The sequence below is a fragment of the Paenibacillus sp. YIM B09110 genome (genome assembly GCF_037167145.1).
GTDB lineage: Bacteria > Bacillota > Bacilli > Paenibacillales > Paenibacillaceae > Pristimantibacillus.
Genome location: NZ_JBANSP010000050.1, coordinates 1 through 17,787, shown reverse-complemented (window position 1 = coordinate 17,787; position 17,787 = coordinate 1). Strand labels below are relative to the sequence as shown.

The 17,787-nt window shown below is 50.5% G+C and carries 11 protein-coding genes; all 11 read left to right on the top strand.

Features of this window, described 5'->3' with window-relative positions:
* Positions 1-887: 887 nt before the first annotated feature.
* Positions 888-2,267 (top strand): ABC transporter substrate-binding protein, encoded by a 1,380-nt coding sequence (locus V8F51_RS31245; protein WP_337104417.1) that lies wholly within the window; start codon positions 888-890, stop codon positions 2,265-2,267.
* 116 nt (positions 2,268-2,383) lie between these two features.
* Positions 2,384-5,311: an extracellular solute-binding protein gene (locus V8F51_RS31240; RefSeq protein WP_337104416.1), complete on the top strand. Its 2,928-nt coding sequence runs from the start codon at positions 2,384-2,386 to the stop codon at positions 5,309-5,311.
* Between the two features lie 45 nt (positions 5,312-5,356).
* A complete protein-coding gene (locus V8F51_RS31235) occupies positions 5,357-6,289 on the top strand; it encodes a carbohydrate ABC transporter permease (protein ID WP_337104418.1) in 933 nt (310 codons plus the stop codon).
* A 5-nt stretch (positions 6,290-6,294) separates the two neighbouring features.
* Positions 6,295-7,158, top strand: coding sequence for a carbohydrate ABC transporter permease (locus V8F51_RS31230; protein ID WP_337104415.1), 864 nt, complete (start codon positions 6,295-6,297; stop codon positions 7,156-7,158).
* A 20-nt stretch (positions 7,159-7,178) separates the two neighbouring features.
* Positions 7,179-8,627, top strand: coding sequence for a gluconolactonase (locus V8F51_RS31225; protein ID WP_337104414.1), 1,449 nt, complete (start codon positions 7,179-7,181; stop codon positions 8,625-8,627).
* Positions 8,605-9,228: a YIP1 family protein gene (locus V8F51_RS31220; RefSeq protein ID WP_337104413.1), complete on the top strand. Its 624-nt coding sequence runs from the start codon at positions 8,605-8,607 to the stop codon at positions 9,226-9,228. Before V8F51_RS31225 ends, V8F51_RS31220 begins: the two co-directional genes overlap by 23 nt.
* Before the next feature lie 19 nt (positions 9,229-9,247).
* Positions 9,248-11,839: a DUF5696 domain-containing protein gene (locus V8F51_RS31215; protein WP_337104412.1), complete on the top strand. Its 2,592-nt coding sequence runs from the start codon at positions 9,248-9,250 to the stop codon at positions 11,837-11,839.
* Positions 11,836-12,735 carry a carbohydrate ABC transporter permease gene (locus V8F51_RS31210; RefSeq protein WP_337104411.1) on the top strand — a complete coding sequence of 300 codons (900 nt, stop codon included), beginning with the start codon at positions 11,836-11,838 and terminating at the stop codon, positions 12,733-12,735. The genes V8F51_RS31215 and V8F51_RS31210 overlap by 4 nt, the downstream gene beginning before the upstream one ends.
* Positions 12,736-12,833: 98 nt before the next feature.
* Positions 12,834-13,850 (top strand): carbohydrate ABC transporter permease, encoded by a 1,017-nt coding sequence (locus tag V8F51_RS31205; protein ID WP_337104410.1) that lies wholly within the window; start codon positions 12,834-12,836, stop codon positions 13,848-13,850.
* A 9-nt stretch (positions 13,851-13,859) separates the two neighbouring features.
* On the top strand, positions 13,860-16,553 hold the full coding sequence (locus tag V8F51_RS31200) for a glycoside hydrolase (RefSeq protein ID WP_337104409.1): 2,694 nt from the start codon (positions 13,860-13,862) through the stop codon (positions 16,551-16,553).
* 179 nt (positions 16,554-16,732) lie between these two features.
* A partial coding sequence (locus V8F51_RS31195) for a discoidin domain-containing protein (protein WP_337104408.1) occupies positions 16,733-17,787 on the top strand: 1,055 nt, incomplete at its 3' end.

Below are 17,787 nucleotides of genomic sequence, written 5' to 3'. Positions count from 1 at the left end.
GGGTTGTAGACAGAATAGGATGGGAAACTCATCCTATTCGCACAAACTAGGGTTACTTGAGGTCAATAGGATGGGAAAAGCGGCTTATGGTTGGTGAGACGACGGAGATAGGTGGAGCGGGGTGGGTTGTAGACAGAATAGGATGGGAACCTCATCCTATTCACACAAACTAGGGTTACTTGAGGGCAATAGGATGGGAAACGCGGCTTATGGTTGGTGAGAGCGACGGAGATAGGTGGAGCGGGGTGGGTTGTAGACAGAATAGGATGGGAAGCTCATCCTATTCGCACAAACCTGGGTTACTTGAGGGAAATAGGATGGGAAAAGCGGCTTATGGTTGGTGAGAGCAATGAAGACGGGTGGAGCGGATTGGGTTGTAGACAGAATAGGATGGAAAGCTCATCCTATTCGCACAAACCCGGGTTATTTGAGGGCAATAGGATGGGAAAAGCGGCTTATGGTTGGTGAAAGCGACGGAGATAGGTGGAGCGGATTGGGTTGTAGACCGAATAGGATTGCCAAAGGAAGGCGTTAGTTAGTTCACCTTATTTGGCAATGAATCAGCATAATGTTCATTCTTGCCAAATAAGGCGCCTTAACAGGAACTATGGAAAATATAAACTTTCGTATTGACCAAGAAAAGGAAGCGAGCTATAATGAAATGGGTTTCATGAAAACCCTTACATAAAAATTCGAGTCATCAAGATTGTTGTGTTTTCTGCGATAAAATGCTCGAAACGCTTATATAATGGCAGCCGCCACTATATATAATTTTTGATTTGAGGAGGGTAGAATCATTTCTCTGATTAATTAATCTGTCTATCTTGCTTTTATTTGATTAATCATTCAAGAAGGGGATGTGTTAAACAATGAAACAAATCAAAAAGATGAAACCAATGTTGATGACTGTAACCGCAGCAATGATGATTATGTCTGGATGCAGCGGCAATAACGGAGGGAATACACCAGCTACCGATGCGCCTGCAACTGAAGCTCCTGTTGCAACGGTCGCTCCGACTGAGGTACCTGAAGAGCCGGCTCCGGACCTCGGAGGCAGAGAGATTCGCATTTCCCATTGGTGGGACGCAACGCCTGTAGGGGACTCCGAAGCGGACGAATTGGCTCGCGAAAGAATCAAAAAGGTTGAAGAGAAATACAACGTCAAAATTAAGTACCTGAATACAGAATATTGGTCCACTTCAGAGAAGTTATCCTCTTCTGTATTGGCTGGCGATCCTTTCGCAGAAATTGTCCGCTTGCCGGACGGATTCATCTGGGGACTTACGAATGGCGGATTCCTAACGCCGTTGAATGATTATCTGGGCAACTCCCGCATCGCACCGGACGTAATCGAATCGATGAAATTCGGCGGCGAGGATGTATTCGGCCTAGAAGGCTGGTACAACGCGAACGACTCCGGTATGTATTACAATAAACGGATATTCAAAGAAGCGGGCTTGCAGGATCCGCAGCAATTGTTGGACGCGGACAACTGGAACTGGAACACAATGCTTGATGCAGCGAAGAAGCTGACCGTTGACAATAACGGTGACGGCAAAGTGGACCAATATGGTCTAGCCGGCGCACACTACATTTTCTCGGAGCAACTGATCGCAAGCAACGGAGGTTTGATCTACGAGGAAGCTACTAAAAAAGCATCGTTCGATTCTCCGGCAGCAATGGAAGCGCTTAACTTTGAATATGAGCTGTACAACACGCACAAAGTCGTGAAAGAAAACGAAGGAAACGACTGGGAAGATCCGGCTAAATACTTCGCAGAAGGCAACATTGCCATGTATCCAGGCGGCTTGTGGGAAATCGAAGGCCGTCTGACGGACAAGATGAAGGACGAGTGGGGCTACGTATACTTCCCTAAAGCGCCTAACGCGACAAGCTATTCCGATCCGCTCGGACAAACGGCTGCTTACGTGATTCCAAAAGGCGTTAAAGACGCAGAAGCTATCGTGAAAATTTGGGAAGAATTGCAAGACTTCGACAACTGGGAAGGCAACCGCAAGCTATGGCTAGAGAACGTGCTTCCGGATGATACGTCCATCGCTAACGCTATGAATGAAGCCGGCAAGGTACAACGTGTATTCGGCGGACGCTTCGGCGGTCTCGGCGTTAAAGAACAGCTCGACTCCGTGACAGGCAAGTTCATCAAAGGCGAGGTTACGCCGTCCACGGGTGTTGCTCAAGTTATCGCGGCAGCGCAAGCGGCTGCAGACAAAGTATTGAGCGGCGAAGTGGAAGAGAAGAAAGAATAAATAAGGCAGCGCCCATAGATCAACAAGCAGACTGCCCGGTCTTCCGACTCATGGAAGGCCGGGCGGTTGCTCACAAAAAACAAGATTCCGCTAGTTTGCGAAAAGGAGGGAATGAGGTGAAATTCGCCTTTTCCAGAATGACCGTCGCTTGGCTGATTATCATCGCTATGCTGCTCTCGATATTGGTTATCCCCCCTATATCTCAGTCCGATGCGGCCGGTACGGGGGCTGCGACAAATACAGAAGCCGATGCAAAGATCGATCAGAACTCCTTGACGAACGCATCTGAGAACAGCTACGACGTTTATTTGCAGCAATACAAGGATGAAGAGCAGCCCGATGAGGAGATCGTAATTCGAGGGGCGGATTATACAGCCGCTCATGATATGACCCCCGAAATCGTAGGCGAGCTGGGCGGAGTAACAGGCGACTTCGTTAAGACAGGAGAGAGCGGCTCGATCGAGTGGGAGCTCGAGGTGCCGACATCCGGTTTATATCATATCGCTATGAACTATTTTCCGATCGAAGGCAAAAGCTCGACCATTGAAAGGGAACTGCTGATTGACGGCAAGCTGCCGTTCTCAAGCGCTAGAAACTTGACTTTCCATCGTGTATGGAAAAACGAGAGCGAAGAAATCACGCAAGATAACAGGGGCAATGAGCTAAGGCCGCGCCAAGTCGAATCGCCTAAGTGGCAGCAGTCGCTGTTCAGAGATACCGATGGGTATTTCGAAGACCCGTACGTTTTTTATTTCACGGCTGGTAAGCACAAGTTGACACTTGTATCCTCGCGAGAGCCGATGGCCATCGACTACATCAAGTTGTTCCGTTACGATGCGCCTGCCGCTTACGAAGAAGTGAAGGCCGGTTATGAGTCTAAGGGTTATAAAGAGACAAGCGGACAGTTAATTAAGGTTCAGGGCGAGAACGCATCTTACAAATCATCGCCGACGTTATACCCAATTACTGATCGGTCGAGTCCCTCTACTGAACCGTATGACGTATCGAAGGTCAGAATGAATACGGTTGGCGGCAACAACTGGCGGGTACCGGGCCAATGGATCGCTTGGGAAGTCGAGGCGCCGGAGGACGGATTATACCGGATTGCGATCAAGAACAGACAAGAATTGCTGCGGGGCATTTATTCTACACGCTCGCTCTGGATTGATGGGGAAATTCCGTTTAAGGAAATGGCGCAAATTCCGTTTTATTACGACTCGGATTGGCAGATGAATGTGCTCGGCAACGAGGAAGAGCCCTATCTCTTCTATATGACGAAAGGCAAGCACGAGCTGAAGCTTGAGGTCAGCCTCGGGTCAATCGCGCCGCTAATTCGCCAAGTAGAAGCAAGCGTGCTTGATATTAATGCTATGTATCGAAAAATCTTGATGATTACCGGTAACGTTCCAGATCCTTATCGGGATTATCAATTAGATAAGCAAATTCCCGACATGGTAGACGTGTTCAAGAAGCAAAGCGACATCTTGTATTCCGTTTCGGAAGAGCTGGTTTCCTTGACGGGCGAGAAAAGCGACAAAACCGCCGTCTTGAACAAAACCGCTTATCAGCTGGCCGATTTGGCTAAGAAACCGGAATCGGTTCAGAAGCGGTTAGGTCAATTCAAGATCAATGTCGGCAGCGTCGGCGCCTGGATCCTCCAGGTTAGAGAGCAGCCGCTCGAGATTGATTACTTGCTTCTTGCTTCGCCTGATAAGAAGCTGCCTAAGGCGGGTGCTTCCTTCGGCAAAAAAATGGTTCACGAGGTATCGTCCTTCTTCCATTCGTTCTTCGAAAATTACGATACAATCGGCAACACGACGGAAGACGGGGAGTCCATCACCGTATGGATCGGGACAGGGCGCGATCAGGCGCAAGTGCTGAAAGCGATGATTGACGATACGTTCACTCCGCTTACCGGCATTGGGGTTAACCTGAAGCTGGTCAATCAGGATGTGCTGCTTCGCGCTTCGCTCGCCGGGGAAGGTCCCGATGTGGCGATGCAGGTCGGTAATGACGTGCCGATGAACTTCGGGATGCGGAATGCAGCGGAAGATTTATCGAAATATCCTGACTATGAGACGGTCGTGAAGCAATTCAGAGACAGCGCGATCGTTCCGTACAAATCCGGAAGCCAAGTATTCGCTCTGCCTGAGCAGCAAATTTTCAATATGCTCTTCTACCGGAAGGATATTTTGGAGGAGCTGAATATAGAGCCGCCGCAGACATGGGAGGATGTATATGCAATGATCCCTGTGCTGCAAAAAAATCATATGGATTTCGCGCTTCCTATTGCCCAATCGACAGGCGTTCCGGTCTTGGAGGCGAACCGTGCGTTCGCGATGCTGTTGTACCAAATGGACGGAGCGTTCTACTTGAACGATGGAGCGAAGAGCGGTCTGGCCACAGACGTTGGACTTAGCGCATTCAAGAAGTGGACCGACTTCTATACGAGCTACAAGCTTCCGCTGATCTTCGATTTTCCAATGCGGTTCCGAACAGGCGAGATGCCGGTCGGTATTCAAGATTATACGTTCTACAACTACTTGACCGTATCCGCGCCGGAAATCAAAGGCTTATGGGAATTCATTCCGGTTCCGGGCATGAAACAGACGGACGGCACGATTCGCCGGGACGTCGCCAGCGGAGGAACAGCCGCCATCATGCTGAAGCAGGCCAAGGATAAGGATGCGGCATGGGAGTTCATGAAATGGTGGGTAGGCAAGGACTCGCAAGTACGGTTCGGAAGAGAGATGGAAGGGCTGATGGGCGCTGCGGCGCGTTATCCGACAGCCAATATGGAAGCGCTCAAGGAGCTGCCATGGCCTGCGCGGGATTATCGCAATCTCGAAGAGCAATGGCAATGGGTGCAAGGCGTGCCGGAGGTGCCGGGCGGTTATTTCACGGGAAGGCATCTCGACAACGCTCTTCGCGAAGTTATCAATAACGGTACGAATACGGCCGATGCGTTATACGATTATGTGCAGGAAATCGACTATGAGATCGCGGAGAAACGAGCCGAGTTCAAGTTGGACGTGAAGGACTAGGAGGGACTCTTTTTGCAAAAAACAAAAATCGCAACCGAGACGATCATGCAGCCGAAGGGAAGCTCTGCAGGTTTGCAAGGGAAATGGGAGCTGTTCACGAAGGACGTGAAGCGGGATAAGCATTTGTACGTTCTGCTGGCTCCATATGTTGTGTTGTTCCTGATGTTTACCGTGCTCCCGGTCGCCATTTCGATTTTCTTCAGCTTTACGAATTTCAATATGCTGGAGGCTCCGCAATGGGTCGGCTGGGAGAACTATTCCAAGCTGCTATGGAACGACGATGTGTTCCTGATCGGTCTCAAAAATACAATGATCTTCGCCGTCATTACCGGCCCGGTCAGCTATATTGCCTGTTTCGTCTTTGCTTGGCTCATTAATGAGCTTAATTCAAAGGTGAGAGCCATCATGACGCTCGTGTTCTTCGCGCCATCGATATCGGGAAACGTTTTCTTTATCTGGCAAATTATTTTTTCCGGCGATTCGTACGGCATTATGAACGGATTGCTGATGAAGCTCGGGATCATCTACGAGCCGATCCTTTGGCTGCAAAATCCGAAATACATGCTCGCGATCATTATCGTCGTCCAATTGTGGCTCAGTCTGGGTACCAGCTTCCTGGCATTCATTGCCGGCTTGCAGACGGTTGACCGTACGCTGTATGAGGCGGGAGCGGTGGACGGCGTGAGAAACCGCTGGCAGGAGCTTTGGTTTATTACCCTTCCTTCGATGCGGCCTCAGCTCATGTTCGGTGCCGTCATCCAAATTACATCCTCCCTTGCAGTTGCGGATGTCGCAATGGCATTGGCGGGCTTCCCGAGCGTGCAGTACGGCGCTCATACGGTCGTTACCCACTTGGTGGATTACGGCACGATTCGGTTCGAGATGGGTTATGCATCAGCCATTGCAACCGTTCTGTTCGTTCTCATGCTGGGCTCAAATCTGGCCGTTCAAAAGTTGCTGAAGAGGGTGGGGGAATAGGCGAGATGAAGCTAGCTATAGGTCTCAAGAAAAAAGTGAACCGCTCCTGGCAGGTGGATGTCCTGCTGTTCCTGCTGCTTGCCGCGTTCGGCGCCTTTATGGCGGTTCCGTTGATTTACGTCATTAACAATGCGCTCAAGCCGCTCGATGAGCTGTTCGTATTCCCGCCAACGCTGTTCGTGAGGAATGCGACGTTCGATAACTTTACGGATTTGTTCCAAGTTATGAAGAGCTCTTGGGTTCCGTTCTCTAGATATATCTTCAATACGTTCTTTATTACGGCGGCAGGCACCGCGGGCCATATATTCCTCGCTTCGGCGGCGGCATACCCGCTGGCAAAGCACAAATTTCGCGGCCACAAAATATTGTTCACCGTCATTGTTCTTTCGCTCATGTTCTCGCCGCATGTAACGGCCATTCCGAACTATATGATCATGTCTGTCCTCGGATGGATCGATTCGTATCAGGCCATCATCATTCCGGCATTCGCTTATCCGCTTGGCCTGTATTTAATGAAGCAATTCATGGAGCAAATACCGGACGCGCTGCTGGAAGCCGCGAAGATCGACGGAGCGAGCGAATACCGTATTTTCTGGCAAGTCGTCATGCCGCTCGTTAAGCCAGCCTGGCTGACGCTGCTTATCCTCATGATGCAAATGCTGTGGGGAACGGATGGAGGCAGCTTTATTTACAGCGAGCAGCTTAAGACGATGCATTACGCTATGGGGCAGATCGTTCAGGGCGGTATTGCCCGCGCAGGGGTAGGTGCCGCAGTAGCAGTTATTATGATGACGGTGCCAATCGTAACGTTTGTATTGTCTCAGAGCAATGTAATTCAAACGATGGCAACGTCCGGCATGAAGGACTAAAGCGATGGAGGCGTATAGGTTTGATAATAAAGCGATCGATTCTGATCCTGGCGGCCGTGATGATAGCTGCCTTGCTAAGTCCGAAGTCGGCTCACGCATCGCCGTATGAGGGATATGTATATTCGTACTGGGGAGATGCCGTTAAATCGCCAATCGCTTATCTTCCTTCCAGGACGATAACGGGACAGGAAATGGGCATTGGACCGCTCGCAACACCTACCGATATGTTCGCGGCTTCTAACGGCAATCTATATATTTTGGATTCCGGGAATGGGCGAATTGTGGTGCTTAACAGCGAGTGGAAGGCCATTCGCCAATATCAAGGCTTCGATAATAACGGGAAGCAGGATACCTTCAACAAACCGGAGGGCATCTTCGTTACCGAAGCAGGTCATATTTACGTAGCAGATACCGAGAACAGGCGCGTTGTTGTACTCGACGAAAGCGGAGCGCTCATTAGAGAAATCGGGGCTCCGAAGTCCGAGGTACTAAGCGACAAGTTTGAATACATTCCGCGCAAGGTCATCGTCGATAAAGCCGGCCGTATCTACGTTGTCGCTAGAGGCGTCTTCGACGGCATTATCGAATTCGACAGCGAGGGCGACTTTACCGGATTTATAGGCACGAACCCCGTGCAATTCGATCCGGTGGATTTATTCTGGAAGACGGTATCGACCAAAGAGCAGCGGGAAAAAATGATCCGGTTCGTTCCGATTGAATTCAACAATGTAGACGTAGATGGGGATGGATTTATATTTACAACGACGGCTGACAAGCAAACCGCGGTGCCTGTCAAAAGGCTGAATCCGTCCGGCATCGATGTGCTGCGTATTAACGGGGATTGGGGACCGGTCGGCGACTTGACGAGAAATCCATCGGCCTTTATCGATATCGATGTCAGCGGCAATGGGGTGTATCGGACGCTTGATTCGACTCGGGGACGAATCTTCACGTATAACGAAGACGGAAGCCTTCTATATGTAGTCGGTCAGGTCGGCAATCAACGCGGCACGTTCAAAACCCCGATCGCGATTGAAAGCTATGGCAATCGGATCTTTGCTCTAGATCGCGATCTAGGCATGATTACCGAATTTACGGCGACCAAATTCGGAAGCTTGGTCAACGAAGCGAACGGATTATATAGTGCAGGCAAGCATGACGATGCCGCTAAGATATGGGAACAGGTGCTTAGACTGGATGCGAATTACGAAATGGCTTATGTCGGAATCGGCAAGTCGATGCTGCGCCGCGGCGAGTATAAGGAAGCAATGACTTACCTGAAGTTAGGCAACGACAGGGAGTATTATTCCAAAGCGTTAACCAAGTACCGCAGGGAATATATGCGCGAGAACTTCGGAACGTATATGACGATTCTAATCGTGTTGATAGCGGTCGTAGTAGCTATTCGCCGAGGCCTAAGGTCAAGAAGAGGGGGCATGAAACAGAATGCAGTTTCTCAAGGACATTAAATATTCGCTGCATGTTGCTTTTCATCCCTTTGACGGTTTCTGGGATCTGAAGTACGAGAATAAAGGGAAGCTTAGAGTCGCGCTTGCCATCTTGCTCGGCGTGACGGTGATGATGATATTGAAACGCCAGTATTCCGGCTATGTCGTCAACTTTAATTATCCGCTTGATCTGAACAGTATTAACGAGTTGAAATACATTGTGTTCCCGTTCCTGCTCTGGTGCATCGCGAACTGGTCTTTAACGACGCTAATGGACGGGGAAGGGAAGTTCAAAGAAATCGTCATCGCCACAGGTTATGCGATGCTGCCTTTGATTCTGCTCTACCTGCCCAATTTATTGCTCAGCAATGTCATTACGCTGCGCGAGGCTTCCTTCTATTATTTATTGGAATCCGTGGCTACGCTATGGTTCGTTTGGCTGATGTTTATCGGAACGATGACGGTTCATCAGTATACGGTTATGAAGACGATTATGACTATGCTGTTAACGATCGTTGTCATGGGCGTCATTATCTTCTTGGGGCTGCTGTTCTTCAGTCTCATTCAACAAATTGTTGGTTTTGTGTACACGATCTATCAGGAACTTTCATTGCGAGCGTGAGGAGAAAGGGGGCCTAGCGGTGAAACGGAGGCTTGCGAGCATCATGTCGGCAGTCATTATCGGCTGCTTGCTTATATCCCAAGGCACCAACTTCGCAGAACCTGCATCCGAAGAGGTGTCGGATTCAGAGGCAGGGGCATCTACCGTATCCGAGTCCGCGTCTGGCGACAAGCCTGAGGCCGAGGTTACGGCTGCGAGCGTCGATCCGAGCAAGACGGCGAGTATAGCCGAAGGTATGGAGCAGGTAGCTGAAAACGAATTTTTGATCTTATACGTCAATAACGCAACGACGGAAATAGCGGTACAGGATAAGCGCAGCGGGGCGATCTGGTATTCCAATCCGCAAGATCGCGCAGACGATTCCATAGCTACCGGCTATAACAAAGAGAAGCTGAACGTGCAGGTAGAGATCTCTTATTTGGACAATGCGGGAAATTCGTTGAAGTATGACAATTATACGCATAGCGTTCAGAACGGCCAATATGTCATTGAGAAGGTAGAGGGCGGCTTGAACGTCTCCTACACGTTAGGGGCAGTGAAAAGCGATATCGACGCGATTCCCAAGTCTATTAGCGAGGAAAGATTCCAAACGCTCATCCTGGATAAGATCGAGGATGAAGGAGACAAGCGGGAAGTCGAGAAGCGGTTCAAGCATAACGCGGAAGAGAAGCGTTATGAAAGAAGGGACTCCTCCCTTAAGGGAGTCGGACTCAAGAAGGTAACGGATGTATTCGCCAAGATCGGATATGACGCGGAGCAGATCGCAATCGATAAAGCTGCTTCCGGAGAAGCGGCTGCGGGCGACCTCAGCGTTAAGCTCCCACTCCAATATCGGCTTGACGGGGATGGGCTGAAGGTGACGGTCGATGCAGAAGGTGTCGAGTATCCGGAATCGATGAAGATTGAAAGACTGTCGCTGCTGCCGTTCTTTGGCGCGAGCGGGGTCAATGATGTAGGTTATACGCTCGTTCCGGACGGTTCGGGTTCGCTCATCTACTTCAATAATGAAAAAACGTATGCAGCTCCATACCGTGTAGATCTATATGGGACAGATGCGGCGATTTACCAACCTATCAAAATTCAGAATGATGAAGCTGCGCGCTTGCCTGTATTCGGGATGAAGTACGAGGACCGGGCATTTGTCGGCATCATTGAAGAAGGAGATGCGGTCGGCGCCGTCGAGGCCGACGTAAGCGGCAGGCTGAACGTTTACAACACGGTGTCCCCGAGCTTTACGCTCCGTAATTTGGCGGAGGTTACGCTGACGAACGGCTGGCGCTCCAGTACGGTGAAGAAGTTCCAAGCGGAGCCTTTCGAGGGCGATATTACCGTTCGCTACGGATTTCTCGGCGCCGAGGACGCCAGCTACTCCGGCATGGCTAAGCATTACCGCGATTACTTAATCAAGCAGGCGGGTCTAACCAAGCTGAGCGATGAAGAAGGCGTTCCGTTCTATGCCGAGTTTATCGGCGGCATACCGAAAAAGAAGTTTTTCCTAGGCATTCCTTATAGCGCTTATGAACCGCTGACGACCTTCAATCAGGCTGAATCTGTATTGGCCGAGATGCTGGATAAGGGAATAGGCAATATCAAGCTGCGTTATACAGGTTGGTTCAACGGCGGCATCAACCATGATCTCCCGAAATCCATTAGCGTCGACAAGAAGCTTGGCGGCAGCAAAGGATTGAAGGAACTGAAGGCTTATGCTGATGAGAATGACATCTCGCTGTTCCCTGACGCAACCTTCCTTGAAGCGACTCGGAACGCGGACGATTTCAAGAAGTCCAAACAGGCTTCCCGCTTTATTACGGGCAAGCTGGCGAAAGTTTATCCGTATTACCCTGCCAACTTCGGCGAGAACGACTATCTGGATCCCGGCTACGTGATCAGTCCGAAGGTGCTGCCGAATATGGTAGACGGATTCATGGACGATTACGAGAAGCTTAAGCTCACCGGATTGTCGCTGCGCGATATGGGGGGGAAGTTGAATTCCGATTATAACCGTTCCAACGTCATCGATCGCGAAGAAGCGAAAGGGATTCTGAATGAACAGTTAAAGCGGATAAGCGGCTCCGTCGAGGAACTGTTGGTGGAAGGCGGTAATGCCTATGCGGCCGTCTATGCGCGGCATATCGTGGGTGCGCCGATGACAAGCAGCCAATTTATCATTACCGATGAAACCGTTCCTTTCTTCCAGTTGGTGTTCCACGGTTACGTTAATTACGCCGGAGAAGCATGGAACATGGCAGATGAGCAGGATTCGACGTACAACTTCCTGAAGGCGCTCGAAACGGGCTCTGCTTTGAATTATACGTGGTTTAATGCTGATTCATCGGCGATTAAGATGACGGAATTCGCTGATTTGTACTCCGCGGATTACCGGCTATGGATCGAAGATGCGGCACAAAAATACCGCGAACTAAACGATGTTCTCCAAGATGTGCAGTCCCAAACGATTGTTAATCATCGGATGCTGGCGAAGGGCGTCTATCAAACGACGTTCGAACAAGGTAAAACAATTATCGTCAACTACAATGATACGGAATCGAATGTGGACGGAATAACAATTGGGGCAAAGGATTACCTGGTTGGAGGTGAAACGGGACAATGAAGCTTAAGAAGCTGTCGCTGGAACAGAAAAACAGATATTACGGATTGTACTTCATCCTTCCTTGGTTTGTAGGCTTCTTGTTCCTGTTCATGATTCCGCTGCTGTCCTCGCTCCGGTACAGCTTAAGCAATCTGCAGGTTACGGACGAGGGCTTCAGCCTTGATTTTATCGGCTTCGATAACTACCGCGAAGCATTGCTGTCGCATGAATCGTATGTCCGGATATTGACGGAATCCGTCATCAATATTGGCGTTAATACACCGCTTATTATTATTTTCAGCTTATTCTTTGCGGTTCTTCTTAATCAGAAGTTTAGAGGACGGGTGTTAGCGCGGGCGATCTTCTTCCTACCGGTTATTCTGGCATCCGGTATTATCGCAAGCATCGAGAACGGGGATTTGATGCAGTCCGTCGTTAAAAGCGCGAATGACACGACAGGCGGCGACTTATCTGTCATGGATAATTTGCAGCTCACGGTTATGCTCGTCCAATCCGGAATCGATATTCGGTTTGTCGAATACCTGACCGGCGCTGTCAGCCGAATCTATGAGATTGTTAGTCAGTCCGGCGTGCAAATATTAATATTCCTGGCCGGGCTTCAGTCGATATCTCCATCCCTGTATGAGGCTGCCAAGATTGAAGGCTCGACCGGCTACGAGGCGTTCTGGAAAATTACTTTTCCAATGATCAGCCCGCTAATATTAACCAATCTGGTCTATACGATCATCGACAGCTTCATTAGCGATGAAACGAGCCGTTTAGTCGTAGATACGGCATTCAAAAGCTTCGATTTCGGCCTCAGCGCCGCGATGGCTTGGATGTATTTCGCCGTCATTGCGCTTGTGCTGTGGATCACGACGTCGATCGTATCTCGCAAGGTCTTTTATCAAGATTAGCTCTTTAGCTAATGCTTACGAAGCTGTGTTTGCTCCGCAAACACTAGGCGAATGCTTACGAAGTGTGTTTGCTACGCAAACACTTAAGGAGGTCTCACATGAAGACGGAAACCGCAGTACATGGGCGGCAGGCGAGAGAAGAGCGGCTGCAACGGATGGCAACGGCTGCCTATTGGGTGGAATTCGCCAAGAAATGGTTATGGGTTATCATTCGTTTCGTGCTCATATTCGGCATAGCGTTCGTCATCGTTTATCCGATTCTGCTCAAGCTGTCGATTGCATTCAAGAGCATGGACGATTTGTACGATTCCACCGTCATTTGGGTGCCCAAAGCGTTTACGCTCGACAACTTCAAGCTCGTGTTCACGGCGATGAACTATCCGAAGGTTTTGACCAATACGTTCATGCTCTCTGCCGGAGTCATGATCCTGCAGACGATAACTTGCGTTCTGGCCGGATACGGCTTCGCGCGAATCAAGTTCAGAGGCAGCGGCTTATTGTTCGGGGCCGTTATTTTTACGATTCTAGTGCCATCGCATACGATTATGATTCCGCTTTACCTGCATTTCAAAAATTTCGATCTATTCGGATTGATCGAGCTGATTAAGGGCAAGCCAGCCAATCTAATCAACTCCTACTGGCCGTTCATTATTTCCGCCGTACTCGGCATGGGCGTGAAGACGGGCCTATACGTTTATATTTTCCGCCAGTTTTTCAGAGGCATTCCGAGAGAAATTGAAGAAGCCGCTTATGTGGACGGTGCCGGCTACTTCTCAACCTTCAGCAGAGTTATTCTGCCTAATGCCATCCCTTCGATGATAACGGTTATGCTGTTCTCCTTCGTATGGCAATGGAATGATTCTTTCTTTACGAACATGTATCTGAACGAACCGAAGGTTATGTCCTCGATGATGTCTTCCTCCGGTTATGCCATAGCCACTTTCCTTAGCGGAGGCGAACAGGCGGCAACGGCATCGTACGTACAGGATCCGTTCTTCATGTCGATGATGATGAACACGAGCGTCTTGATGGCCATTCTACCGCTTATTATCTTGTATGTGTTCGTGCAAAGACACTTTGTAGAGAGCGTCGAACGCTCAGGCTTAGTAGGTTAGGAGAGGCGGATGAAGAGAAAATTGATAGTCATCACATTGGTTGCCTTTACCTCGGTTCTCGGCTTATATTTCGGACTAACTTCAGGAGGGTCAGGCAATTCTGACAGCACCAATAAAGCAAGCGATGTGAAAGAGACGGAGGCGCCTGTGGTGCAGCCGGCGCCTACTCCGGACGTTAGCGCAGTTATCGACGGCTCAGTCCGTTACCAAACGATTGATAACTTCGGCGCGTCCGATGCGTGGTCGATGGAGCCTCTAGGCAAGCACTGGACGGAAGAAAATAAAAACCAAGTGGCAGACCTGCTATTTTCGCGGGAGAAAGGAATCGGACTGTCGGCATGGCGGTTCAACATCGGGGCAGGCTCGAGTGAAACGGATCAATCGATTATTCCCGATCCATGGCGGCGTTCGGAAGCGTTCAAGTCGTCGGAGACCGGCGATTACGATTGGAGCAAGCAAGCAGGCCAGCAATGGTTTCTGCAGGCAGCCAAGGATCGCGGCGTCAATACGTTGATCGCATTCGCGAACAGTCCGCCGGTTTGGATGACGAAGAACGGACACGCGCAGCCGGATCCGGATGTCGGCTCGACCAACCTGAGAGAGGGCTACGAGGATAAGTTCGCGACGTACCTCGTTGATGTATTGGAGCATTTCAAGCAGGAAGGGCTAGAGTTCCAATATATTAGTCCCATTAACGAGCCGACCTGGGATTGGAACCGCGCACAGCAGGAAGGGAACCGTTATAACAACGAGGATCTGAAGCGCGTCATTCTTGAATTGCACAAGCAATTGAAGGAAAGCGGCCTTGATTCGCAGATTAGCGCGCCGGATGGCGTGGAAGTGACTTCACTGCTAGACGACGAGTATTACCAAATGTTCGCCGGCGGCGGGCAATATTCGAGCGGGGCTAATAACCTTGGAACAGGCGAATATCGGGAATATATTAAGACATTGCTCAGTGATCCTGAGCTCAAGGAAGCGGTCAGCAACAAGATTGCCTCACATTCCTATTGGTCGGATTACTACAAGCCGGGAGACGATCGCCTTAGCCGGCTTAGAGAATTGCTCGATGAGAATTTGAAGAAATATGATCCGTTGGCTAAATACTGGATGACGGAATATTGCATTCTAGGCGATTACGGTCCCGGCCGCGATCTCGGCATCGATCCTGCTTTGTATGTAGCGAGAGTCATTCATTTCGATTTGACGAAAGCGAATGCGGCCGCATGGCAGTGGTGGACGGCAGTGTCCAAGGTAGATTACAAGGACGGCTTGATCTATACCGACTTCAACAATGCGGGTGACGAGCAGAATATTTTGACCTCCAAGCTATTGTGGGCGCTCGGCAATTACAGCAAATTCATCCGTCCCGGCGCGGAGCGGATTGCGCTTACGGGGCTGGACGAGGGCGCGGAGAGCGAGCTGTTAGGCTCGGCTTACGTCCATGAAGGCGAAGGGACGGTTACGGCTGTATTCGTCAACAACGGCGATGAAGATAAGCGTGTCCGGCTTTCGCTCAAAGGGTTGGATAAATTCGCTGCTCTTAAGGCGCTGGAATCGTATATCACATCGGCCGGCCGCGATCTTGCTCGGGGTGAGGATGTTGCTTTACGTGACGATCAAACCTTCGAAGCGATCATTCCTGCGAAATCCATTGTTACTTTGACGGGGGGAGCAGCGACAGACGGTTCGGTTGGTACAGACGATGATAAGGAAAGTGAAGTGACTACGAAAATGAATGCATCTGGCGGTATTAACAAGGATGAGTATGCCGGCTACCTATTCTCTTACTTTACGGGAGAAGGGGCGCCGGACGGCGAGCAAGTATACTTGGCGCTTAGCGTTGGGAATGATCCGCTGCACTGGAAAGAACTGAATGGCGGGAAGCCTGTGCTTACGTCAACGATGGGGGAAAAAGGGGTTCGGGATCCCTTTCTGATCCGTTCGCCTAAAGGCGACAAGTTCTATATGATTGCCACCGATCTGAAGATCAACGGCGACTGGAACTGGGATCGGGCGCAAAGAGCGGGAAGCCGATCTCTCATCGTATGGGAATCGGACGATCTTGTGACGTGGTCCGAGCCGAGAATGGTCGAGGTGTCACCGCCAGAGGCGGGCAACACTTGGGCACCCGAGGCGTTCTATGATGAAGCAAGCGGAGAGTATGTCGTCTTCTGGGCTTCCAAGCTGTTCGTGGATGAAAGCCATGCCGGCGACGGGTATCAGAAGATGATGTATAGCACGACCCGCGATTTCCGCGAGTTTTCGGAACCGAAGGTGTACATGGATTTCGGTTATTCCATTATCGACACGACGATGATCGCCCATAATGGCAAGATTTATCGGTTTACGAAGGATGAAAGGGACAGCGGGCCGTTATCTCTTTTCGGTAAAATGGTGTTTCAGGATGTGCTGGAAGGCTCCGTATTCGATAGCAAGCCTCGAACAATCAAGGAAGGCGTCGGCAGCTTGAAAGGCGTCGAGGGCCCAACCGTATTCAAATCCAATACGGAAGACAAATGGTACTTGTTCGTCGATGAATTCGGCTCCCGAGGATACGTGCCGCTAGAAACGACGGATCTCGATTCCGGCGAATGGACGGTCTCTACCGATTACGATCTGCCGAGCAGCCCTCGTCACGGAACGGTCATTCCGATAACGAAGTCGGAGTACGATGCGATTTATGCCAAATATTTTGGTTAATAGGTTCTAGAGCATCCGCCTTACCGGAGTTTCGGTAAGGCGGATGCTCTTTTTAGCGATTCATGGAATTGCATACAGTTAGCGTAGAAATACATCTATTGGCTTGAAAGCGCTATCCCTATAATGAGGGGGTATGGAAGCTTCAGGGTTTCTGTAACCGAATTTAAAGGAGGATATTGATGCGCAACAAGTATGTCGTATGGGCACTGGTCGTCGCCCTGTTCTTGTCCAGCTTTTCCCTCACGCTCGGGCCGCTTGCTCCGGTGACGGCGGCGGGTGGACCGAACTTGACGCTGGGCAAAAGCGTGACGGCAAGCGGCCAATCGCAAACGTATGCACCGGACCATGTGAAGGACGGCAATCAAGGCACGTATTGGGAAAGCTCAAACCAAGCGTTCCCGCAATGGATTCAAGTCGATTTGGGGGCGAGTACAAGCATAGACCAGATCGTGCTGAAGCTTCCCGCGACATGGGAAGCGCGTACGCAGACGCTGTCCGTCGAAGGAAGCACAGACGGATCATCGTTCTCGAACATCGTGGGGTCGGCGAGCTATACGTTCAATCCTTCCTTCGCAAGCAATTCAGTAACGGTTGGCTTCTCCGCGGCGAACACCCGTTACGTAAGGATCGTCGTAACGGCGAATACGGGCTGGCCGGCCGCACAACTATCGGAATTCGAAATCTACGGCTCGGGCATTACGCCGTCGCCTACTCCGACCGTGTCGCCAACGCCGACGCCGATAAGCGGCGCTTATCAAGCGGAGTCGGCCTCCTTGACGGCCGGTGCCAAAGTGAATACGGACCATGCCGGATACTCTGGATCCGGTTTTGTTGACGGCTACTGGACGCAAGGAGCTTCGACGACCTTTGCGGTAACGGCCGGCTCCGCGGGCAGTCATATCGTAACGTTGAAGTATGCTAACGCTTCCGGCAGCGCGAAGACGCTCAGCATCTACGTCAACGGGACGAAAGTTCGCCAAACCTTGTTGCCGAACCTAGCGAACTGGGATACTTGGAGCAACAAAGAAGAAACGCTTTCGCTGAACGCTGGGAACAACACGATCGCGTACATATACGACGCGGGCGATTCCGGCAACGTCAATCTGGACCAAATTACAGTGGCGGCGACAACCACGACGCCAACACCAACACCAACACCAACACCAACACCAACACCAACACCAACACCAACACCAACACCAACACCAACACCAACACCAACACCAACACCAAC

Excerpts from the sequence above, each read along its gene's own strand:
- V8F51_RS31245 (WP_337104417.1), top strand. The coding sequence starts at position 888 with ATGAAACCAATGTTGATGACTGTAACCGCAGCAATGATGATTATGTCT.
- V8F51_RS31235 (WP_337104418.1), top strand. The coding sequence starts at position 5,357 with ATGCAGCCGAAGGGAAGCTCTGCAGGTTTGCAAGGGAAATGGGAGCTG.
- V8F51_RS31230 (WP_337104415.1), top strand. The coding sequence starts at position 6,295 with ATGAAGCTAGCTATAGGTCTCAAGAAAAAAGTGAACCGCTCCTGGCAG.
- V8F51_RS31220 (WP_337104413.1), top strand. The coding sequence starts at position 8,605 with ATGCAGTTTCTCAAGGACATTAAATATTCGCTGCATGTTGCTTTTCAT.
- V8F51_RS31210 (WP_337104411.1), top strand. The coding sequence starts at position 11,836 with ATGAAGCTTAAGAAGCTGTCGCTGGAACAGAAAAACAGATATTACGGA.
- V8F51_RS31205 (WP_337104410.1), top strand. The coding sequence starts at position 12,834 with ATGAAGACGGAAACCGCAGTACATGGGCGGCAGGCGAGAGAAGAGCGG.
- V8F51_RS31200 (WP_337104409.1), top strand. The coding sequence starts at position 13,860 with ATGAAGAGAAAATTGATAGTCATCACATTGGTTGCCTTTACCTCGGTT.